Here is a 22324-nt window from a genome sequence, read left to right as displayed (position 1 = left end):
TATGGACGCATTGATTCTGTTGGGCAGCTTTATCGCCTTGATCCTGATCGGCATGCCGGTGGCCTACGCCCTGGGGCTGTCAGCGTTGATCGGCGCGTGGTGGATCGACATTCCGTTCCAGGCCCTGATGATTCAGGTGGCCGGCGGCGTGAACAAGTTTTCGCTAATGGCGATCCCGTTCTTCGTGCTCGCCGGGGCAATCATGGCCGAGGGCGGCATGTCGCGGCGGCTGGTGGCGTTCGCCGGGGTACTGGTGGGCTTCGTGCGCGGCGGCCTGTCGCTGGTGAACATCATGGCCTCGACCTTCTTCGGCGCCATCTCCGGTTCGTCGGTGGCCGACACCGCCTCGGTGGGCTCGGTGCTGATCCCCGAAATGGAACGTCGCGGCTACCCCCGCGAGTTCGCCACCGCCGTTACCGTCAGCGGCTCGGTGCAGGCGCTGCTGACGCCGCCCAGCCACAACTCGGTGCTCTACTCCCTGGCGGCCGGCGGCACGGTGTCGATCGCCTCATTGTTCATGGCCGGCGTGGTCCCCGGCCTGCTGATGAGCGCATGTCTGATGGTGCTGTGCCTGATCTTCGCCAAGAAGCGCGACTACCCCAAGGGCGAAGTCATCCCCCTCAAGCAGGCGCTGAAAATCGCCGCCGACGCGCTCTGGGGCCTGATGGCCATGGTGATCATCCTGGGCGGTATCCTCTCGGGCATCTTCACCGCCACCGAGTCGGCCGCGATTGCGGTGCTGTGGGCATTCTTCGTCACCATGTTCATCTACCGCGACTACAAATGGAGCGAGCTGCCCAAGCTGATGCACCGCACGGTGCGCACCATTTCCATCGTGATGATCCTGATCGCGTTTGCCGCCAGCTTCGGCTACATCATGACCCTGATGCAGATCCCGGCGAAGATCACCACGCTGTTCCTGACCCTGTCGGACAACCGCTATGTGATCCTGATGTGCATCAACATCATGCTGCTGTTGCTCGGCACGGTGATGGACATGGCGCCACTGATCCTGATCCTCACGCCGATCCTGCTGCCGGTGGTGCTCGGCATCGGTGTCGACCCGGTGCACTTCGGCATGATTATGCTGGTCAACCTCGGCATCGGCCTGATTACGCCGCCGGTGGGCGCGGTGCTGTTCGTCGGGGCAGCGGTGGGCAAGGTGAGCATCGAAAAAACCGTAAAAGCGCTGGTGCCCTTCTATGCCGTGCTGTTTCTGATCCTGATGGCCGTGACCTACATCCCGGCGCTGTCGCTGTGGCTGCCGAGCGTGGTGCTGTGATGATTGAGCTTGAAGATGCGTTGACCCACCTCAGCTTGAATCCAGCGGTGGGCGGCAGCCTCGTCAATTGGCGCGTGCGCGCCACCGGCCAGCCGCTGTTGCGTCATAACGACGAGCAGGCCATTGCGACCGGCCTGCCGGGCAAGCTGGGCTGCTATCCGTTGGCGCCGTGGTCCAATCGCATTGCTCACGGCGGCTTCGACAATCCCCTGGGTTGGCTGGCGCTCAAGCCCAACAGCCTGACCGACCCGCTGCCGATCCACGGCTCTGCCTGGCAGCAGGCGTGGCAGGTGGTGAGCCAGGCAGCGGATGAGGTGCTGCTGGCGGTGGAGTGCGACACGCCCTTCGCTTATCGCGCCGAGCAGCGCGTGCGCTTGCATGAGGGCACGCTGAGTCTTGCGTTGCGCGTCACCCATTTGGCCGAGGAGCCGGCATGGCACGGCTTGGGCTTACATCCCTATTTTCCGCGCCGACCAGGCACGCGGTTGCAGGCCAGGGCCGCGCAGGTTTGGCTGAGTGATGCGTCCAAGCTGCCGACGGGGTTGGCATCGATACCGGCGGACTGGGATTTCCGGCAGCTCAATGAGCTGCCCGAGCGTCAGGTGGACAACGGTTTTTGCCAGTGGGACGGGGCTTGCCGGATCGAACAGCCGGAGCTGGGCTATGTATTGGAAGGCCAGGCCAGGGGGGCCGATTACTTCCTGCTGTACTGCCCACCGGGGCTGGGATTCTTTTGCATAGAGCCGGTGAGCCATCCGGTGAATGCCCATCACCTGCCGGGCAGGCCGGGCCTGAAGCTGCTGGAACAAGGCCAATCAACTCAACTCGATTTCAGCCTGAAATATGTCCCCATTGTGGGAGGGGGCTTGCCCCCGATGGCGGCAAACCAGTGACATAGATGCTGTGATTGAACCCCTGCACGGGGGCAAGTCGAATCGTCGCACCGCCGCTCCACAAGTGGTCAAGCCCCTTCAGGGCGGGCTGTTTTTGAGCCGCCCTGCCGTGTCGATACTCACGACAACCGACAACCCTGGCCTTAAGCGTTCGCTCTCGGCCTGATCCGGGTCCACCGTAATCCGCACCGGCACGCGCTGGGCAATCTTCACAAAATTGCCGGTGGCATTGTCGGCCTGCAACAGGCTGAACTCGGAACCGGTGGCCGGGGAAATATGCTGCACCGTGCCGTGAAACTTGCGATGGTTCAGCGCATCCACGGTAAAGGTCACTGGCTGGCCGACCTGCACATTGTCCATCTGGGTTTCTTTCATATTGGCGATCACCCACAACTGCTTCGGCACCAGCGCCATCAGTTGCGCGCCGGAGTTGACGTAGGCGCCGAGGCGCACGCCGATTTGGCCCAATTGGCCGTCACGGGGCGCGGTGATGCGGGTATTGGACAGGTCGATCCGCGCCAGTTCCACCGCCGCGTCGGCACTGGCCACGGCGGCCTCCAGGGAGCCGCGATTGACGATCACCGTCTGCAAATCCTGCCGGGCGATTTCCAGGCTGGCCTGGGCCTGAGCGACCGCCGCCTGGGTCTGGGCATTCGCCGCGCGGGTCACGTCAAGCTCGCGCTTGGACACCGAGCCATCGCTGATCAGTTCCTGGTTACGCCGCAGGTCGGCGGTGCTTTTGCGCGCCTGGGCCTGGCTGTCCGCCAAGGCTGCCTGACGCAGTTTGATCGTGGCTTCGGCGCTGTTGCGTTGCTGCACCACATTGGCCAGCGCGGCCTTCTGCACCGCCAGTTGCGCCAGCGCCTGGTCGAGGCGCTGCTTGTAGATGCGGTCATCCAGGCGCACCAGCAGGTCGCCGGCCTTGACGTACTGGAAGTCCTGCACCGGCACCTCGAACACATAGCCGCTGAGCTGCGGGCCGATAATCGTCACCTGACCGCGCACCAGGGCATTTTCGGTGGTTTCCACCGCGCTGCTGAACGGCGGCAATTGCCAGGCATACAGCACGATCAACACGCCGACGATGGCAATCGCGGCAAAGCCCAGGGAGGACAGGATGCGCACCCGCAATGGGCGCAGCTCGGTGGGCACGGCACCCGGCGGCGTGCTGCCCTCCGGGGTTGAAGCAATGGCGGTGGTGGTCGTGGTCGAGGGTTCGGTCATGAAGTAACGCCGCTGGGTTGAACGGGAGGAGTAGCCGCTTGGGTGGTCGTCATCAGCCATAGGCTGCGGGTAAAAATCCACAGCATGGTCAGGATCGCGATGATCGCAATCAGCATAAACACATCGTTGTAGGCCATCACATTCGCTTCACGGGTGGCCGCCGTGGCCAGGCTGCGAATGCCCATGAGGTTGCGCAATTCCGGGTCGGCCACCAGCCCGCCGTAGGCCGAACCGCCGCTCTGCACCCGCGCGGCCACGCGGGGGTCGAGCAGGGTCAGGTGTTCGACGATCATGCTGGAGTGAAACTTCTCGCGCACCACCTGGAAAGTGCCGAGCAACGCCGCGCCAATCAGCCCGCCGAGGTTCTGGCAAATGCCGAACATCACCGAAAAACTCACCAGGTTGCGCGGGTTGGTCAGCACGTTTTTGGTGCCCAGTACCATGGTCGGCCCCAGAAAGAACGTACCGCCGAAGCCTAGCAGGAACTGGCTGACATACAGGTTCTGCGGCCGGGTCAGGTTGCTGGACAAGCTGTCCATCACCGACCCGGTGGCCATCAGCGCCAGGGAGATCACCAGCGGCATCAACAGGTGCGCGGGGTTGATGGTCAACGCACTGATCGCCAGCCCGCTGATCGCCCCGGCCAGCATCACCACGTAAAGCGTGTGCATCTGCTCGTAGCTCATATTGAGCATCTGCATAAAACCCACCGCGCCGGTGGACTGCTCGGACAGCACCATACGAATCAGGATCACCGCCAGCGCCAGGCGAATCATCACGCCGCTGCCCAGCCAACGCGTCATCAGCAACGGGTTGGCGCGGTTATGTTCGATGGCCAGGCCAGCCATGATCAGCACCAGGGAGCAGGCCGAGGCGATGCCAATCCACGGCGCTTCCAGCCACCAGTCGATACGCCCCAGGGACAGCACCGCACACAGCAGCGCCACACCGCTGGAAAGAATGGCGAAGGTGAGGAAATCGAGTTTTTCAAAGGTCTTGAAACGGTCACCGGGCGGCAGCTTGAGCAGGAACACACAACCCAGGCAGATCAGCGCCAGGCCCAATTCGAACAGGTACAGGCCGCGCCATTCGGCGATCTGCAGCAGATCCTCGGAGAACAAGCGCGCCAGCGGCAGCGCCAATTGCGCGGTGCCCAACCCCAGCACCAGCGCCTTCAAGCGCCATTTGGCCGGGAACGCCTGGATCATGTAATACAAGCCCAACGAACTGAGGGCCGCGCCCACCATGCCATGGGCCGCGCGCACGGCGATGGCCGAGTTGAGGTCGTTGACGAACAGGTGGCCGAACGTCACCAGCGCATACAGCACCAGAAACACTTCGGTGAAGGCCCGCAAACCGAACTGCTGGCGAAACTTCACCAGCAGCAGGTTCATGCACACGTTGGTCATTACGTAGGCGGCGGGCAGCCAGGCCATTTCCGCGGTGGTCGCACCGAGCGCGCCTTGCAGGTATTGCAGGTTGGCGATCACCAACGAATTGCCCAGCCCGCCGGTGATCGCCACCAGCACACCGACCATCGCGAACAGCCAGCGCTTATAGGTCGGGTGCCAGGGCGTCGACGGCGAACCGGGCAGGCTCGGGCGTTCGTGGGGTTGCCAGGCGCGGGGGGTGTATTTGTCCATTCAATGACCTAGATGACCCGACGGGGGCGTCGGTAATACCTCTACTCAGAGAACAGTAAACCTGAGCGGAGTTCATCTTGCCATCTTGGGGTGGAATGGAGGTCTGAAGCGGGTAGGGTCAGAAAGTGGGAGGGGCAAGCCCTCCCCCCACATTGGATCTCAAGTGCATCTGGAGGCAGGCTCCAGATCAAATCCAACCGAGCCAACTCCAGTAAGTCGCCGCCAACACCAACATCAGCCCATACCCGATCAACGTCACCAGAATCCCCACCTTGGCAAACTGGCGCGCGGTAAATGTGCCGGTGCCCAGGCACACCATGTTCTGCGGCGCGTTGATCGGCAGGATAAACCCGTAGCTCATCACAAACCCCAGCAACAGGGTCATGCCCAAGCGGCTGAATTCGCCGGGCAGGGTTTGCAGCACCGCAATCAGGATCGGCAATAGCGCCGAGGTCAATGCGGTGGCGCTGGCAAAGCCCAGGTGGATCAGGATCAGGAACGCGCCAAGGATCGCAAACACCCCCAGCGGTCCGACCTGGTCCAAGCCTGTGTGGGCCACCACCGCAGCACCCAGCCACTGCCCGGCCTGGGTGGTCAGCAGCGCCGTACCCAGGCTGATGCCCACGCCGAACACGATCACCGTGCCCCACGGAATGCGCGATTGCACGTCTTTCCAGGTCATCACACCGATGCCCGGCAACAACAGGAACACCAACCCGGCGTAGGTGGTCGAGGTGGTGTCGAAAGGATGCAGGCGCCCTTCCGTGGCCCACGCCAACAGCAGCAGCACCGACACCGCCAGCAAGCGTTTCTGCGGGCCGGTCATGGGGCCGATGTCCACCAGGGACTGGGCCACGGCTTCCTTGCCGCCGGGGATGCTGTCGGTTTCCGGCGGCAGCAGCTTGAGCACCAGAAACAGCAATACCGCCGACATGATCAGCGCCCACGGCGCGCCAGCGATCAGCCAGTCGAGCCACGACACGCGCTGGCCGAGCATCTTGTCCATAAAGCCGACGGTCAGCAGGTTCTGCGCCGCAGCGGTCTGGATGCCGACGTTCCAGATGCTGGTGCCCTGGGCCACCACGATCATGATCCCGGCGGCGATATTCGAGCGCTTGTCCACGCCGAACGCGGCGATCACCCCCATCATGATCGGCACCACACACGCACTGCGCGCCGTGGCGCTGGGCACCACCAGGCTGAGCAGGATCGTCACCGCGATCGCCCCCAGCAGGATGCGCCGAGTGCTGGGGGCGATACGGCTTAGCGTCACCAGGGCGATGCGCCGATCCAGGCCGGTATGGGTCATGGCCGCCGCGATAAACAGCGCCCCTGCCACCAGCGCCAGCGCCGGGTTGGCGAAGCCGGTGAGCGCCATGCTGATGGCTGGGCTGGAGCCGATCAGGTGCGTGGGGTCTTGCAGCGAGGGTGCCGTGCCGAGCAGAAAGGCCATGAGCGAGGTGATCATGATCGCGCTGGCCTCATAGGACACCGCCTCGGTGATCCACACCACCACGGCAAACACCAGGATCGCCAGCATGCGCTGCCCGGCCACCGGCAGGTCGGCGGGCAGCGGCAACAGCAGCACGCCGGCCATCGCCAACACGGCGATCACCAGGCCCAGGGGCAATTTGAAAGGTGCAGCGGTCATGGCGTACTCCAGGCCTCTAGATCAGGCCTTAGCTTGCCGTAACGCCCGCTGCAACGTGTTGACAGGTATCAAGCTTCTAGGCCAGCAATTGACTGAGTACCGCGCGCAACTTTCCGGGCTTGACCGGTTTGTTCAGCAACGGTGCATCCAGCCGGCGCAACGCACGGCGGCATTGGTCGGTGCGGTCGGCGGTGATGATCACGGCGGGGATCTTGTGACCGAAATGCTCGCGCAACTGCTTGACCACCAGGCAGCCCACCACCCCGTGGTCGAGGTGGTAGTCCGCCAGAATCAACTCCGGCGCCCTGCCCTGCAGCGCCTGCAATGCGCCGGCCTGGTCGGTGGCGGTGACCACGTCGCAACCCCATTGGCCCAGCAGCGCGCGCATGCTGTCGAGGATGCTGATCTCATTGTCGATCACCAGCAAACGCCGCCCCGGCAATGGGTTACCGGTGGTGGGCAGGGTCGGTAACTGGCTGATCGCGGGTGGCATCTCTGCGCTGATGGGCACCTCGATGCTGAACATCGAACCGCGCCCCGGCCAGGAACGCACCGCCACCGGGTAGCCGAGAATCTCGGCGATGCGTTCGACAATCGCCAGCCCCAAGCCCACACCTTTGCGTTCCGACGCGCGGCCGACATCGAGCTGGTTGAACTCCAGGAAGATCGCCTCCAGCCGGTCGGCGGCGATCCCGCGCCCGGTGTCCCACACCTCCAAGCGCAGACGATCGCCACGACGGCGGGCGCCGAGCAGGATGCAGCCTTCGTCGGTGTAGCGGCAGGCGTTGCTCAGGAAGTTGCGCAAGATCCGCGTCAGCAAACGCAGGTCCGTATGGATCGCATACCCCCCGGTGCGCGCACGCAGGTTCAACCCGGCCGCCTGGGCCACCGACTGAAACTCCGAGATCAACGGTGCGAACAGTTCCTCCAGGCGATACACCGCCGCGTCCGGCTTGACCGCCGCCTGGTCGAGCCGCGAGATATCGAGCAGATCCGTGAGTAAGTCCTCGGCGCCTTCCAGGGCCTGATGGGTCCGCTCCACCAGCACCTGCTCGACACTGGGCAACGCCCGCTCGCGCAGGGTGGCGATCAACAGGCGCGCGGCGTTCAGCGGTTGCAGCAGGTCGTGACTGGCGGCGGCGAGGTATTTGTCCTTGCTGCGGTTGGCGGCCTCGGCGGCGTCGCGGGCATCGCGCAGTTGCCGTTCCACCTGTTCACGCTGGGCGATCTGCTGTTGCAGGTTGCGGTTGGCCTCCAGCAATTCATCGGTGCGCGCGGCCACGCGCTGTTCCAGTTCATCGTTGAGGCGGATATAGCGCCGACGCTCGGCTTCCAGTTCGTCCAGGCGTGCCGTCAATTCGGGGTAGTGGCTCTTGCGCGCCGACTGGTCGCCCAGCCCGAGCAACCCGGCGAGGGCGCGCTGCTGGTCGTCAGAGAGCTTCGCCATACACGACCTCGACGTCACGCTGGCTCGACTCGCGCGGGTTGGTGAGGATGCACGGGTCGTGCATCGCATGCTGGGACAGGAACGGAATATCCGCCACGCGCACGCCATGCAAACCGAGGGTTTCATGGAAGCCAATGGCGTGTTTCAGGGCAATCAGGTGTTCCACCAGGCGCCCACAGATCTGCCGATGGTTCAGGCCCCGGCAGTCGATGCCGAAGGTCTCGGCAATCACCTTGAAGCGCTCCGGCGCCGAGTTGTAGTTGAACGCCACCACATGCTCGACCAGCACCGCGTTGCACAGGCCATGGGGCAGATCGAGAAAACCGCCGAGGCTATGGGACATGGCATGCACCGCGCCAAGGATCGCATTGGAAAACGCCAGGCCGGCCTGCATGCTGCCGAGCATGATCTTCTCGCGCAGGGCAATGTCCGTGGGGTTGGCGATCATCTGCACCAGGTTGCCGTTGATCAACCGCATGGCCTCCAGGGCATGGGGGTCGGTGAGCGGGCCATGACCGGTGGAAACGAACGCCTCGATGGCATGCACCAAGGCGTCGATGCCGGTGCAGGCGGACAGGAACGGGTCCATGCTGGCGGTGGTTTCCGGGTCGATCAGCGACACATCCGGCACCACCGCCTTGCTGACGATGGAGAACTTCATGCGTTCCTGCTGGTTGGAAATGATCACGAACTGCGACACATCCGCCGAGGTCCCGGCGGTAGTGGGGATCAGGATCAGCGGTGGGCTGGGCACGCGGATGGTGTCCACGCCTTCGAAGTCCAGAATGCTGCGCCCGTGGGCCACCACGATGCCGATGGCCTTGCCGCAGTCCATGGGGCTGCCGCCGCCGATGGCGACGATCACGTCGCAATGGTTTTCCCGGTACACCTCGGCGCCGAGCATCACCTCCTCCACGCGCGGGTTGGGCGATACGGCGCTGTACAGGCAGTAGTCAATGCCGATGGCCTGCAGGCTGGCTTCCACATCGGCGACCCAGCCGGCGGCGATCACACCGGGGTCGCTGACCACCAGCACCTTGCGCGCACCGAAGGTTTTGGCGTAGTTGCCGACGTTATGCCGGCAACCGGCACCGAAGATGATTTCAGGCGAGACGAATTTACGCAGGAGGCTCAGGTTTGGGCTCATTGGAAAGCCTGTTCTTATTATTTTTGGAAGATGCGCTCCACACTAACCGATCCGCAGGCGTTTGCAATCAGACCAAAGGGTCATTCCCAATAGCGCACCGGCCAGCACTGGGCTGGCCGGCTGTTGAATCAACGGCTGGCGAAGTACATGGTCACTTCAAAGCCGATACGCAGGTCGGTGAAGGCGGGTTTGGTCCACATGGGAGAGTCCTCTTGTTGTGCCGGAAGATTCCGGTAAAGGCATTAATACATGGGGGGTTGGGGGGGCGAATGCTACTTTCGAAGTAAATGCCGCACTGCATTAGTCGCGAATGTACAGGGAACAAAACTGTGGGAGGGGGCTTGCCCCCGATGGCTGTGGGTCAGTCAACATTTATGCCACTGACCCACCGCTATCGGGGGCAAGCCCCCTCCCACACTGGATCGCATTGCAATTAGAGGATCAGAAGAAGCCCAACGGGTTGATGTCGTAGCTCACCAGCAGGTTCTTGGTCTGCTGGTAGTGGTTCAGCATCATCTTATGGTTCTCACGCCCCACACCTTGTCGCCGCCGTAGCCGCGAATGTACAGGGAACAAAACTGTGGGAGGGGGCTTGCCCCCGATGGCTGTGGGTCAGTCAACATTTATGCCACTGACCCACCGCTATCGGGGGCAAGCCCCCTCCCACACTTGATCGCATTGCAATTAGAGGATCAGAAGAACCCCAACGGGTTGATGTCGTAGCTCACCAGCAGGTTCTTGGTCTGCTGGTAGTGGTCCAGCATCATCTTGTGGTTCTCACGCCCCACACCCGACTTTTTGTAGCCGCCGAACGCCGCATGCGCCGGGTAGAGGTGGTAGCAGTTGGTCCACACACGCCCGGCCTTGATCGCCCGGCCCATGCGGTAGGCGCGGTTGATGTCGCGGGTCCACAGGCCGGCGCCGAGGCCGAATTCGCTGTCGTTAGCGATGGCCAGGGCTTCGGCTTCGTCCTTGAAGGTGGTGATGCCCACCACCGGGCCGAAGATTTCCTCCTGGAACACGCGCATCTTGTTGTGGCCCTTGAGCAGGGTCGGCTGGATGTAATAGCCGCTGGACAGGTCGCCGTTCAGGTGTTCGGCCGCGCCGCCGGTGAGCAGCTCGGCGCCCTCCTCCTGGGCGATCTTGAGGTAGGACAGGATCTTGTCGTATTGCTGCTCGGACGCCTGGGCGCCGACCATGGTTTCGGTGTCCAGCGGGTTACCGCGCTTGATCTTGACGATCTTCTTCATCACCTCGGCCATGAACGGTTCGTAGATCGACTCCTGCACCAGCGCCCGCGACGGGCAGGTGCACACTTCGCCCTGGTTGAAAAACGCCAGCACCAGGCCCTCGGCGGCTTTCTCGATAAACTGCGGCTCGGCACGCATGATGTCTTCAAAGAAGATGTTCGGCGACTTGCCGCCCAGCTCCACAGTGGACGGGATGATGTTTTCGGCGGCCGCGTGCATGATGTGCGCGCCAATCGGCGTGGAGCCGGTAAAGGCGATCTTGGCGATGCGTTTGCTGGTGGCCAGGGCCTCCCCGGCTTCGCGTCCAAAGCCCTGCACAATATTGAGCACGCCCGGCGGCAGCAGGTCATTGATCAGTTCGGCGAACACCATGATCGACAGCGGCGTCTGCTCGGCCGGCTTGAGCACGATGCAGTTCCCGGCGGCCAGGGCCGGGGCGAGTTTCCACGCGGCCATCAGCAGCGGGAAGTTCCACGGAATGATCTGCCCGACCACACCCAACGGTTCGTGGAAGTGGTAAGCGGCGGTGTGTTCATTGATCTCGGCGGCGCCGCCTTCCTGGGCGCGGATGCAGCCGGCGAAATAACGGAAATGGTCGGCGGCCAGGGGCACGTCGGCGTTGAGGGTTTCACGTACGGCCTTGCCGTTGTCCCAGGTTTCGGCCACGGCCAGCACTTCGAGGTTTTGTTCGATGCGGTCGGCGATTTTCAGCAGCACCAGGGCGCGGTCCTGGGCCGAGGTCTTGCCCCAGGCATCGGCGGCGGCGTGGGCGGCATCCAGGGCTTTATCGATGTCGGCGGCGCTGGAGCGCGGGAATTCAGCAATCGCTTGGCCGGTGACCGGCGAGGTGTTGGTGAAGTACTCGCCGCTGATCGGTGCGACGAACTCGCCGCCGATGTAATTACCATAGCGCTGCTTGAAGCTGACGATGGCGCCAGGGGTGCCAGGTTGTGCGTAGATCATAGTAAAGCCTCTGTCTGGGTCCGGGCCTGTCGGTCAACAGGCGATCACCCGATAGTAAGGTGCCCCCACCGCCGGGCGAATGCGCCGTTGGCAGGAGGGCACTGCTCATTTGGTCGTAGAACTAGTGCTTGGCCACCAGGTCCTTGGGCAACTTGAAGGTCCAGAGCATGCCGCCCTGGTTGAAGTCCTTGATGCGCTTGGCCACTTCACCGCCCCACAGCGGCACCGCGCCGCCCCACCCGGAGACCACCGAGACATACTGCTCGCCGTCCATGTCCCAGGTAATCGGCGAGCCGAGCACGCCGGAGCCGGTCTGGAATTCCCAGACTTTCTCGCCGGTCTTGGCATTGAAGGCCTGCAGGAAACCTTCCGGCGTACCGGTGAACACCAGGTTGCCCTTGGTGGTCAGCACACCGCCCCACAGCGGCGCGAAGTTTTTGTGGCGCCAGACTTCCTTGCCGCTGACCGGGTCGATGGCGCGCAGCACGCCGATGTAGTCTTCGTTCAACGGTTTGATGGTGAACCCGGCGCCGAGGAACGCCGCGCCTTTCTTATAGGCGATGCCTTCGTTCCACATGTCCATGCCCCACTCGTTGGATGGCACATAGAACAGCCCGGTGTCGCGGTTGTAAGCCATGGGCATCCAGTTTTTCGCCCCGAGGAAGGCCGGCGCAACGAACACCGACGTGCCCTTGGCTTCACTGCCCGGCGCGCCGGGGCGGCTGGCTTCGTTGTAGATCGGCCGGCCGTTCTTATCCAGGCCGGTGGCCCAGGTGATCTTGTCGACAAACGGGAAGCCGCGGATGAACTTGCCGTTGGTGCGGTCCAGCACATAGAAGAAACCGTTGCGGTCGGCCGTGGCCGCGGCTTTGATTTCCTTGCCGCCCTCGGTGTAGTTGAACGACACCAGTTCGTTCACGCCGTCATAGTCCCAACCGTCGTGAGGCGTGCTCTGGAAGTGCCATTTGATGGTGCCGTCGTCCGGGTTAAGTGCCAGGCGCGAGGACGAGTAAAGGTTGTCGCCGGGGCGCAGGTGCGAGTTCCACGGTGCCGGGTTACCGGTGCCGAACAGCAGCAGGTTGGTTTCCGGGTCGTAGTAGCCGCCCAGCCACGGCGCCGCGCCGCCGGTTTTCCACAGGTCCCCCGGCCAGGTTTTACCCGCTTCGCCGCCGGAGATGCCGTTTTCCACGGCTTTGCCGTCCTTGTACACATAGCCCATATGGCCTTCGACCGTCGGGCGGGTCCACAGCAGGTCGCCGTTTTTCGGGTCGTAGGCTTCGATCTTGCCCACCACGCCGAATTCGCCGCCGGCCACGCCGGTGATCAGCTTGCCGTTGATCACCAGCGGCGCGGCGCTGATCGAGTAGCCTTCCTTGTGGTCGGCCACGCGCTTGCTCCACACCACCTTGCCGGTGTCTTTATTCAGAGCCACCAGTTTGGCGTCCAGGGTGCCGAAGAACACCAGGTCGCCGTACAGCGCCACCCCACGGTTGATAACATCGCAGCAGGGGCGGATGTCATCCGGCAGACGCGCATCGTACTGCCAGAGTTTCTTGCCGGTGCGCGCATCCACCGCGAACACCCGCGAATAGGAACCGGTGAGGTACATCACCCCGTCCTTGACCATCGGCTGCGCCTGCTGCCCGCGCTGTTTCTCGCCGCCGAAGGAGAACGCCCAGACCGGGCGCAGGTCCTTGACGTTGTCCACATTCAGAGTGTCCAGCGGGCTGTAGCGCTGGCCTTGCACACCCAGACCGTTGGTGACGATCTGCCCGGGGTTTTTCGGGTCCTGGAGAATGTCCTGATCGCTCACGGCGGCCATGGCCTGGCCGGATAACAGGATGGCACCGAGCAACACACTCAAGGCGAAGGGTTGGCGACGTGCGGGTTGGGTCATGACGGCTACCTCTGCGGTTTTTTGTTATACCCGGGAAATTTTCCCGGTCTGGTGCCGATTCTTGGGCGCAGGGGCGTTCGTCACAATTGACCGCAGTATCGAGATTGCTAGTTCCTTAGTAGCGGGTGTCCAGCCGTTGCATCTGCGCGCGCTCGTAGCGCGGGTACAGGTGGCTGACGCTGCGGGTCAGTTCGTAGCGGCTCAGGTTGATCGCGGCAAAGCGTTCGGGGATGGGGCTGCGGATCAGCTCGGCCATGTCGCTGCCGTTGGCGGCGCCGTCGCGCAGCAGTTGATCGAGCCAGCCCAGGTAATCGCGCATCTGGGCGAACGGCTGCGCATCGGCGGCCACCGGGCCGTGGCCGGGCACGATCAGGGTCCAGGGCAAGGCTTGCAGGGTGTCGAGGTCGGCCTGCCACGCCGCCAGCCCCGGGCTATGGGGCGTGGTCAGGGCGCGCTGGTAGAACACCAAGTCGCCGGTGAACAGCACCCCGGTGCGCTGGTCGAGAATGGCCAGATCGGCGCCGGTATGCCCGGTCAGCGCCAGCAAGCGCAGGTCATGCTGGCCCACGCTCAATACACCGGCTTGCAGCGCCTGGGTCGGCAATACCACTTCGGTGCCGCGCATCCAGTCGCCGACCATGCGGTAGAGGTTTTCCGCCAGGCTGTCGCCCTGCTCGTGCAGCAAGCGCGTGGTGTCGGCCAGGGCGCCGATGGGCACGTCCTTGAACGCTTGGTTGCCCAGGGCGTGGTCAGGGTGATGGTGCGTGATCAGTACCTGGATCACCGGCTTGGGGGTGACTTGGGCGATGGCTTGGCGCAGCGCTTCGCCGTAGCGACGCGACGGCCCGGTGTCGATCACCACCACACCGGCCTCGGTGACGATAAAAGCGGTGTTGACGATATTGCCGCCATTGGCCTTGGCAAAGTTGCCGGTGCTGCCTTCGAGCAGCCAGGTGTCGGCGGCGATCAGCCGAGGCTTGAGGGCGTAGTCCAGGTCCGCCAGGGCGGGCAGGCTCAGGCCCAGGCATAACAAGAGAATCCAGCGCATGCCGCGCTCCTTCTGGTCAGGGGATGGCCGCGTCGAACTCATTGCCGCTGTTGTCGCGCAGCACCAGGCGAGTAGGCCCCGGTGCTTCGATGTCGAAGGCTAGATTGGGGTTCTCGCTGACCGCCGGGAACAATTCCAGCTCGGCCAGCACCTGATCGTCCTGGCCACGCAATTGCCCATGGTTGATAAAAAACTCAGGGATACCGCTGACCAGGCCGTTGTCCATCGGGTGCGCCACTTGCACGCGCACGCGGCTGAATTCGCCACGGGGGTAGCGCCCGCCGAGCACTTCGCCCAGATGCTCTTCCCAGCCCGGCTGGCTGCGCACCACACTGGGCGCGGTGCAGCCGCCGCCGGCCGCGTCGATCAGCGCCGACCCCACATGCCATATGCCGTCATCGGTAAGGACCGCGGCGCGCAACGGCGTGGCTTGCTCGATGCGGATGCGCAGCGCCAGCCACGGCAGCACCCCTTCCTTGGGCTGGAAGTCGACGATTTTCGGCAGCGGGTTCAGTTCGGCCCAGGCCAGGATCCTCACCACATGCCCCTTAAACGCCCCGCGCGTCGATTTCCAGCGGCACCTGGCGCGCATCCTCGGCGAACGGCGGCGCCAGCAGCTTGACCCGCGCGTCGAACACGAACGGCGCGTCGGCCAGCAGTTGCTTGTGGTAGAAGGCCCACATCACCGAGGGCACCGGGTCGACCTCCACGGCATGGGCGGCCAGTGGCAGCCAGCAGGCCAGGATGCAGCTCAGTCGCCAGTTCATCGCCTGCTCCTATTGGTACATGTCGGGCACTTCGTAGCGCAGGCCGTAGTGGCGGTAGATCGCCTGCAAACGGCCGTCGCGGATCAGACCTTCAAGGGCTTCTTCCACCGCATAGGCCAACTGGCGATTGCTTTCGTGCACCGCCATGCCGATCTCCCAGCGTTGCCGCCCCATGTTCGGGTAGGCGTTTTCCGCCAAGGCCAGTTGCGGGTCATGGGCCTGCTGCACCTGCCAGTCGATTTCCCCGCGCATGGCCATGACCGCATCGACCTTGCCGGCGCGCATCGCCGCAAACGCCTGGGTCACACTGGGGTAATGCTGGGTGCTGGCCGCGAGTTGGCCGTTGAACACCGAGGTCAGGTAAAACGATGGCACGCTGTCGACTTCGACACCGATGGGGTGCTGCTGGAACACCGCCACGCTGGCGACCTTATCCAAGCGCCGGCGGTCGTAGGCCACCTGCCATTGTTCGTTCTGGTACGGGCCGAACATCACCACCTGGCCGTTTTCCAGTTCGCCTTGATCGTTGCGCCGTTGTGCGTAGTCGTGGTCGTAGGGCGCGCGCAGCATCAGGTCGGCCAGCTGATGGTGATGCAACGGGCTGCCGCGCCAGATGTAGTCGCGCAGGTCGTCGTCGAGCTTTTCGCCGGCCGGCGCCCAGATCAACTTGAGCCGCACACCGAGCGCCTCGGCCAGGGCCTGGGCCAGTTCCACGTCAACGCCTCGGGGGGTGGCGCCGTCCTCGAAACTGTAGGGAGCAAAGTCCTTGTACACCGCCACTTTGATTTCGCCGGCGGCGATCATCTGGTCATAGCTGCGCACCTGCGCCTGCGCCGTGTGGCAGCACAGCAAGGCCAGGCCAGCACCACGGCAAACAGGCGCATGGCATCACTCCTCGACGTGCACGCTGTCCAGGTAGGTGCGCACCGCCCACAAGGCTTCCTGGCTCAGGTAGTCGGCCATCTTCGGCATGTACACCCGGCCGTCGCGCACCGCGCCATGGCGTACGCGCTCGACAAACCATTCATCACCGGCCTCTCCCACATCCAGCATGCGCAGGTCCGGGGCGATGCCGCCGGATTTGGCTTCCAGGCCGTGGCAGGCGGCGCAGTTCTGGTTGAAGGCGGACGAGCCGATTTCCACGGCTTTGTCATGTTCGGGCGAATTGCGATAGGGGTTGACCGCCGCCCAGCCGTCCTCGTTGACCGGCACGCCGGCGTCTTTGATGGAGGTCAGGCCTTTGGTTTCCACCGCTTGCGGGACCACGTTGCCATGGGCCCAGGCGGCCCCGGCACCAAGCACACCGACCAGCAGACCGGCGACGAGCAAGGCATTGTGTGTTGTTGTCATTGTTTTTGCCCTCAGGATTGCACGCAACACCTCATTGCAGAGGCTCTGGCAACCATCTTAGAAACCCCGGAGCGCGGGCCGTATGCTGCTTTGGTGGTCGCGCCCTCCTCCCTTGGTAGTAGGGCTTGTGGGGCACGCCTAAAACAGTGGCGGCGCGGGAAATCTTCCCGGCCACGGCGGGGCGTTTTTCCGTATCCGGCCAGCGCCGCGCGCCGCACCCTGTGCAGGTCAAAACCGACACTGGGAACTGCAACCATGACAATAAGATCGCTACCCGTCCGTTCACCCTTGAGCCTTGCCGTGCAGACCCTGCTGCTGGCCGGCAGCCTGGGCCTGGGCACCGCCGCCCTTGCCGCCGAACCGCCACGCCAGACCCGCGCGGTCACCTGGGAAGACATCGCCAATGACCACCTGAGCACCCAGGACGTGCTGCAATACGGCATGGGCACCAACGCCCAGCGCTGGAGCCCGCTGGCCAAAGGTCAACGACAAGAACGTGTTCAAACTCACCCCGGCCTGGTCCTATTCGTTCGGCGACGAAAAACAACGCGGCCAGGAATCCCAGGCCATCGTCAGCGACGGCGTGGTCTACGTCACCGGCTCCTATTCCCGTGTGTTCGCCCTCGACGCCAAGACCGGCAAACGCCTGTGGACCTACAACCACCGCCTGCCCGACAACATTCGCCCGTGCTGCGATGTGGTCAACCGCGGCGCGGCGATCTTCGGCGACAAAATCTACTTCGGCACCCTCGACGCACGGCTTATCGCCCTCGACAAAACCACCGGCAAAGTGGTGTGGAACAAGAAATTCGGCGACCACGCCGCCGGCTACACCCTCACCGGCGCACCGGTGCTGATCAAGGACAAGGTCAGCGGCAAGGTGCTGCTGATCCACGGCAGTTCCGGCGATGAATTCGGCGTGGTCGGCCAGTTGTATGCGCGTGACCCGGACACCGGCGAAGAGGTGTGGATGCGCCCCTTCGTCGAAGGCCATATGGGCCGTCTCAACGGCAAGGACAGCACGCCGACCGGCGACGTGAAGGCGCCGTCATGGCCGGATGATCCAAGTACACCCACCGGCAAAGTCGAGGCCTGGAGCCACGGCGGCGGCGCACCTTGGCAGAGCGCGAGCTTCGATGCCGAAACCAACACGACATCATCGGCGCCGGCAACCCTGGCCCGTGGAATACCTGGGCGCGCACTGCCAAGGACGGCAACCCCCACGACTTCGACAGCCTCTATACATCCGGGCAGGTCGGCGTCGACCCCAGCACCGGTGAGGTGAAATGGTTCTACAGCACACCCCCAACGATGCCTGGGATTTTTCCGGCAACAACGAGTTGGTGCTGTTCGACTACAAAACCCAGGACGGCAAAACCGTCAAGGCCACCGGGCACGCCGACCGCAACGGGTTTTTCTACGTGGTCGACCGCAGCAACGGCAAGTTGCAGAAACGCCTTCCCCTTCGTCGACAACATCACTTGGGCCAGCCATATCGACCTGAAGACCGGGCGCCCGGTGGAGAACCCAGGCCAGCGCCCAGCCAAGCCACTGCCGGGGGAAACCAAGGGCAAAGCGGTGGAAGTCTCGCCACCGTTCCTGGGCGGCAAAAACTGGAACCCCATGGCTTACAGTCAGGACACCGGCCTGTTCTACATCCCCGGCAACCAGTGGAAAGAGGATTACTGGACCGAAGAGGTCAACTACAAAAAAGGCTCGGCGTACCTGGGCATGGGGTTCCGCATCAAGCGTATGTATGACGACCACGTCGGCACCCTGCGCGCGATGAACCCCACCACCGGCAAAGTGGTGTGGGAGCACAAGGAAGCTCTGCCGCTGTGGGCCGGCGTGCTGGCGACCAAAGGCAACCTGGTCTTCACCGGCACCGGCGACGGTTTCTTCAAAGCCTTCGACGCCAAAACCGGAGAGGAGCTGTGGAAGTTCCAGACCGGCAGCGGCATCGTCTCGCCGCCGATCACCTGGGAACAGGAAGGCGAGCAGTACATCGGCGTTACCGTCGGCTACGGCGGCGCGGTGCCGTTGTGGGTGGCGACATGGCCGAGTTGACCAAACCGGTGGCTCAGGGCGGGTCGTTCTTGGTGTTCAAGATCCCGAGTTGGGATAATAAGACCGCGCAAAAATAACCCCCCGGCGAGAATACCGGGCCACCTTTTGCAGCAAGCGGCTCCCCGGTGGTGAGCAGGCTTGCCCTGCGCTCGGCTGCGCAGCAGTCGTAGACCTGAGCGCAGGGAGGTGCTGGAGGAATGCCAGGGCCGCTGCGCAGCCCAGCGCGGGCGGTGCGACGATTCGACAAGCCCGCTAACCAGAACAAGCTCGCTCACCACAGGATCCCCAGAGGTCGCACGATGAACTACCTGCCCTTGTTACTCCTGCTCTGCCTGCCCCTGGCGCACGCCGACGATGGCGACGACACTCCGCTCGTTATCAATGGCTGCACCATCGCCGAACACAGCCAATGCCCCGGCGCCAACCTCAAGGTGCCAACCTGCGCAACCAGAACCTGAGCAAAATGAACCTGGCCGGCGCCGACCTGCGCGAGGCGGATTTACGCCATGCCAACCTCGACCTGGCCAACCTGGAAAAAAGCCCAATTGCAGGGCGCCAACCTGACCCGCGCCAGCCTGCAACAAAGTAACCTGCGCCTGGCCGACTTTACCGGCGCCACGTTGATGGCCGTGCAAGGCTGGGGCTGTTCGCCCAAGGCGCGCAGTTCGAAAACGCCAACCTCAGCGCGGCCTACCTGCAATTTGCGCGGCTTTCAGGCGCGAAGATGCACAAGGTCAACCTGCGTGCGGCCGACCTGGAAATGACCTGGCTGAGCAAGGCCGACCTGCAAAGTGCCGACCTCAGCGATGCGAATTTGCAGGAAGCCAAGTTCGGTGAGAGCAACCTGGAACAGGCCACCCTCACCGGCAGTCGCCAGCACTACGCGAACTTCCAGGACGCCAATATGGAAGGCTGTACGGATTGCCCCACCACTTGGGGTCGCTAGAACACTACTGAACCTGAGAAAAGTGAGCAGGCTTGGCCTGCTCATCAGGGCGTATCAGTCGTTGCCTCTGCACGCGCCCGCTTATCCAGCCACTCGCACTACTCCCATATCGATCCCCAGGTGCACCAGCTCGGCATGGGAACTGACCTGCAATTTGCTCTTGAGCAAGGTCAGGTGGTTGGACACGGTCTTGCTGCTGATACTCAGTTGTTCGGCGATCTGGCGCATCGGCGTGCCCTGGCCAGCATCAGGAAAATCTCCAGTTCACGCGGCGTCATACCCTGCCAGCGTTGATCGCCGGGGGTGTAGGCCAGTTCGGTGGCCAGGGCCTGTTCGATATAAGCGTGACCGTCAAGGATGCGCCGCACCGCTTCGATCAACACCTCGGGGGCCGAGCTTTTGGTCAGGTAGCCCGAAGCGCCCGCGTCCAGGGCCTGGCGCACCAGGGGCAGTTCATCGTGCATGCTGAAAAACAGCACACGCAGCTGCGGCAGGCGCTGGCGCAGGCGGCGCAGGGTTTCCAGGCCGCTGATGCCGGGCAGCCCGACATCCATGATCACCAGGTTCGGCACGGCCTCCTGCAACGTAGCAGTGCGTCTTCGCCACTGGCGGCTTCACGCACGTCAATGGCGGCAACACGGCACGTAACAGGCTGCGTAGCCCTGGCGCACCACGGCATGGTCGTCCACCAAGAGAATATTCATGACACCTCCAACGGCATGTTCAGCGCCAGCGCCCAACCGGCGCCGGGATGGCTAAGGACGCTCAGTTCCGCCCAGGCAGCGCGCGCGTTCGCCCATCGAGTACAAGCCCACACCCGGACGCTGCGGCGGCTGGGCACCGCGCCCGTTATCCCGTACCCACAGGCGCAAACGCGCACCGCGACACTGCAGGCGCACCCGCACCTGGCTGGCCTCGGCGTGCCGCAGCACATTGGTCAGGGCCTCTTGCAGCAGGCGATACAGATGGGTCTTGCTGGTGCTCGATAACGCCGGTAAGTCAGGGCTGACTCGCAGCTGGCATTCGATGCCATGGCGGGTTTGCCACTGGCTCACCAGCATCGCAAATGCCTCGCCCAGCGGCAGGTGTTGCAGGGCCACCGGATACAGGTCGTGGACCAGCGCGCGAAAGCCTTGCTGTAAGTGTTCACAGTGATCCTCCAACTGCGCCACCGTGCGCGCCACCAAGGCCGGTTGGTCGCTGACCAGCCGTAGCAGGCAGGCCTGGGCACGAATACCGGCCAGGTATTGGCCGAGGTCGTCGTGCAGGGTCTGGGCCAACTGAGTGCGCTCCTGTTCCTGTACCGCCAGCAAGGTGTGGGTGAGTTGGGTGTTGTCGCGTCGGGCCTGCTCCAGAGCGTCGGTCATGCGGTTGAAGTGCAGCGCCAGTTGCCGCGCCTCCGGCGAGCCCTGGGTGCGCAGGCGCACGTTGAGCTGGCCGGCGCACACCTGTTGCAGGGCGCAGCAAGGCGTCCAGCACACCCATGCCCGGCGCACCGCCCAGCGGATCGTCAACAGGCTCACCAGCAGCGCCAGCCCGCACAGGCTGAGCAACTGCTGCACGGAGTCCCAGACTTCATCGATCTCATCCCGTGGGTCGACGGCAATGGACACTCGCCGGCCATCGGCTAAGTCCAGCACCGCGCGGTGTGCTGTGCGGAGTCAAGACCCAGCGCGCGAGCCAGGCATCTAGCCCCGTTTGTTCGGGCGCAGGTGGGGTTTGGCCGGCGGCCAGCCAGTAGACCCGCACATGGCGCAGGCTGGCAGTCAGCTGTGGTTGCAGGCTGGCGGGTCGGCGGTGTCGCCCAGGTAGGCCACCACCGCCGCGGCCGATTGCAATTCGCGCTCCACGTCCGCCAAGCTTGGTGCAACAGCAGCGCCATACACGCGCCGGTCACCAAGGTGAAGAAGCCGCACACCCACAGGTTGATGCGCCACAGGCCGACAGCCCAGGCCGGCGGGTGAAGACGCGCATGCTCGTGTCACTCCTGTGAATGAGGCTAGGGTGACCCATGCTAAGACCGCCGCGCGCCGGCGCGGCTACTACCTTGGTACTGCCTCAGCGCTACTTTCTGCATATTTGCAGCGGGCACGGGGCTTCCTATGCTGGCGCTACCTGTCATGGAGTGCTTATGCGCCAGTTCGCCCCTACGCCGTGATCTGCCTGCTGGCAATTGCCTGGGCTAGCCACACGGCCAGGGCGCGAAGCGCCCTTGCAGGTGCAGATCGGCTACCTGGGCTATCGGCCCGACCGGGGCCACTGCTCTCCAATGTAATCCCCGAGCCGCCGATGCCGGTCAACGCGGTGCCGAGCTGGCGATCATCGACAGCAACAGCACCGGCGCATTTCTCAACCAGCGCTACAGCCTGACCAGCGCCAGCGTGGACAGCCCCGAAGCGCTGCTCGCCGCGGCCCAAGCCCAACACGCACAGGGCCTGCGCCTGTTCGTGGTGAATGCCCCGCCGCCAGCCTGCGCCAGCTCAGTGCCGCCCTACCGACAGCCTGCTGTTCAACGCCGGCAGCGCCGATGACCGCTTGCGCAGCCGAGTGCCTGGCCAATGTGCTGCATACCCTGCCCAGCCGCCATGCTCGCCGATGCCCTGGCGCAGTTTCTGGTGCTGCGAAATGGCAGAAGGCGTTGCTGATTGTTGGCCCCACCGAAGACGACCAAGCCTACGCCGCTGCCCTGCGCCGCGCCGCCAAACGCTTCGGCGTGCAGCTGGTCGCGGAAAAAGCCTGGCGCTTCGAT

The 22324-nt window shown here is 63.8% G+C and carries 12 protein-coding genes and 7 pseudogenes; 5 read left to right on the top strand and 14 right to left on the bottom strand.

Features of this window, described 5'->3' with window-relative positions; translation table 11 throughout:
• Position 1 precedes the first annotated feature (1 nt).
• Positions 2 to 1282 (top strand): TRAP transporter large permease, encoded by a 1281-nt coding sequence (locus K1567_RS00095; protein WP_034098900.1) that lies wholly within the window; start codon positions 2 to 4, stop codon positions 1280 to 1282.
• Positions 1282 to 2175 carry an aldose 1-epimerase gene (locus K1567_RS00090; protein ID WP_169868498.1) on the top strand — a complete coding sequence of 298 codons (894 nt, stop codon included), beginning with the start codon at positions 1282 to 1284 and terminating at the stop codon, positions 2173 to 2175. Before K1567_RS00095 ends, K1567_RS00090 begins: the two co-directional genes overlap by 1 nt.
• A 78-nt stretch (positions 2176 to 2253) precedes the next feature.
• On the opposite strand, the gene K1567_RS00085 is transcribed toward K1567_RS00090, so the two are convergent.
• From K1567_RS00085 to pedF, 12 genes and pseudogenes are all read right to left on the bottom strand, one after another.
• A complete protein-coding gene (locus K1567_RS00085; protein WP_034098904.1) occupies positions 2254 to 3399 on the bottom strand; it encodes an HlyD family secretion protein in 1146 nt (381 codons plus the stop codon).
• Positions 3396 to 5042 (bottom strand): MFS transporter, encoded by a 1647-nt coding sequence (locus K1567_RS00080; RefSeq protein WP_220697984.1) that lies wholly within the window; start codon positions 5040 to 5042, stop codon positions 3396 to 3398. The genes K1567_RS00085 and K1567_RS00080 overlap by 4 nt, the downstream gene beginning before the upstream one ends.
• Positions 5043 to 5229: 187 nt before the next feature.
• Complete coding sequence (locus K1567_RS00075; protein WP_220697983.1) at positions 5230 to 6693, bottom strand: DASS family sodium-coupled anion symporter; 1464 nt, start codon at positions 6691 to 6693, stop codon at positions 5230 to 5232.
• Positions 6694 to 6769: 76 nt separating this feature from the next.
• Positions 6770 to 8140: a hybrid sensor histidine kinase/response regulator gene (locus tag K1567_RS00070; RefSeq protein WP_034098910.1), complete on the bottom strand. Its 1371-nt coding sequence runs from the start codon at positions 8138 to 8140 to the stop codon at positions 6770 to 6772.
• On the bottom strand, positions 8124 to 9287 hold the full coding sequence (ercA, locus tag K1567_RS00065) for an alcohol dehydrogenase-like regulatory protein ErcA (protein ID WP_034098911.1): 1164 nt from the start codon (positions 9285 to 9287) through the stop codon (positions 8124 to 8126). The genes K1567_RS00070 and ercA overlap by 17 nt, the downstream gene beginning before the upstream one ends.
• 128 nt (positions 9288 to 9415) lie before the next feature.
• Positions 9416 to 9487 carry a pyrroloquinoline quinone precursor peptide PqqA gene (gene pqqA, locus K1567_RS00060; RefSeq protein ID WP_010209364.1) on the bottom strand — a complete coding sequence of 24 codons (72 nt, stop codon included), beginning with the start codon at positions 9485 to 9487 and terminating at the stop codon, positions 9416 to 9418.
• 492 nt (positions 9488 to 9979) lie between these two features.
• Positions 9980 to 11500, bottom strand: a complete 1521-nt coding sequence (locus tag K1567_RS00055) for an aldehyde dehydrogenase family protein (protein ID WP_034110971.1) — start codon at positions 11498 to 11500, stop codon at positions 9980 to 9982.
• 121 nt (positions 11501 to 11621) lie between these two features.
• The gene (locus K1567_RS00050) at positions 11622 to 13397 is read right to left on the bottom strand and encodes a PQQ-dependent methanol/ethanol family dehydrogenase (RefSeq protein WP_034098916.1); all 1776 of its coding nucleotides are present in this window, start codon (positions 13395 to 13397) and stop codon (positions 11622 to 11624) included.
• A gap of 115 nt (positions 13398 to 13512) precedes the next feature.
• Positions 13513 to 14445, bottom strand: a complete 933-nt coding sequence (locus K1567_RS00045) for a quinoprotein relay system zinc metallohydrolase 1 (protein WP_169868500.1) — start codon at positions 14443 to 14445, stop codon at positions 13513 to 13515.
• A gap of 16 nt (positions 14446 to 14461) precedes the next feature.
• Positions 14462 to 15212, bottom strand: a pseudogene (locus K1567_RS00040) (quinoprotein dehydrogenase-associated SoxYZ-like carrier).
• A gap of 9 nt (positions 15213 to 15221) precedes the next feature.
• Positions 15222 to 16096, bottom strand: a pseudogene (locus K1567_RS00035) (substrate-binding periplasmic protein).
• Positions 16097 to 16100: 4 nt separating this feature from the next.
• A complete protein-coding gene (gene pedF / locus K1567_RS00030) occupies positions 16101 to 16562 on the bottom strand; it encodes a cytochrome c-550 PedF (RefSeq protein WP_034098924.1) in 462 nt (153 codons plus the stop codon).
• 255 nt (positions 16563 to 16817) lie between these two features.
• Here pedF and exaA point away from each other — a divergent pair.
• Together exaA and K1567_RS00020 are read left to right on the top strand one after the other, a co-directional pair.
• Positions 16818 to 18706 (top strand): annotated as a pseudogene (gene exaA / locus K1567_RS00025) (quinoprotein ethanol dehydrogenase).
• Between the two features lie 222 nt (positions 18707 to 18928).
• Positions 18929 to 19575 (top strand): annotated as a pseudogene (locus tag K1567_RS00020) (pentapeptide repeat-containing protein).
• 81 nt (positions 19576 to 19656) lie between these two features.
• Here K1567_RS00020 and K1567_RS00015 read toward each other — a convergent pair.
• Positions 19657 to 20279: pseudogene (locus K1567_RS00015) on the bottom strand (response regulator).
• Positions 20276 to 21514: pseudogene (locus K1567_RS00010) on the bottom strand (histidine kinase). The pseudogenes K1567_RS00015 and K1567_RS00010 overlap by 4 nt, the downstream one beginning before the upstream one ends.
• 163 nt (positions 21515 to 21677) lie before the next feature.
• Here K1567_RS00010 and K1567_RS00005 point away from each other — a divergent pair.
• Positions 21678 to 22324 (top strand): annotated as a pseudogene (locus K1567_RS00005) (branched-chain amino acid ABC transporter substrate-binding protein); the annotation flags it as partial.

The organism is Pseudomonas sp. S5F11 (genome assembly GCF_019641515.1).
GTDB lineage: Bacteria > Pseudomonadota > Gammaproteobacteria > Pseudomonadales > Pseudomonadaceae > Aquipseudomonas > Aquipseudomonas rhodesiae.
Note: the sequence above shows the minus strand (reverse complement) of the source record. Positions and strands in the feature narration are given on the sequence as shown.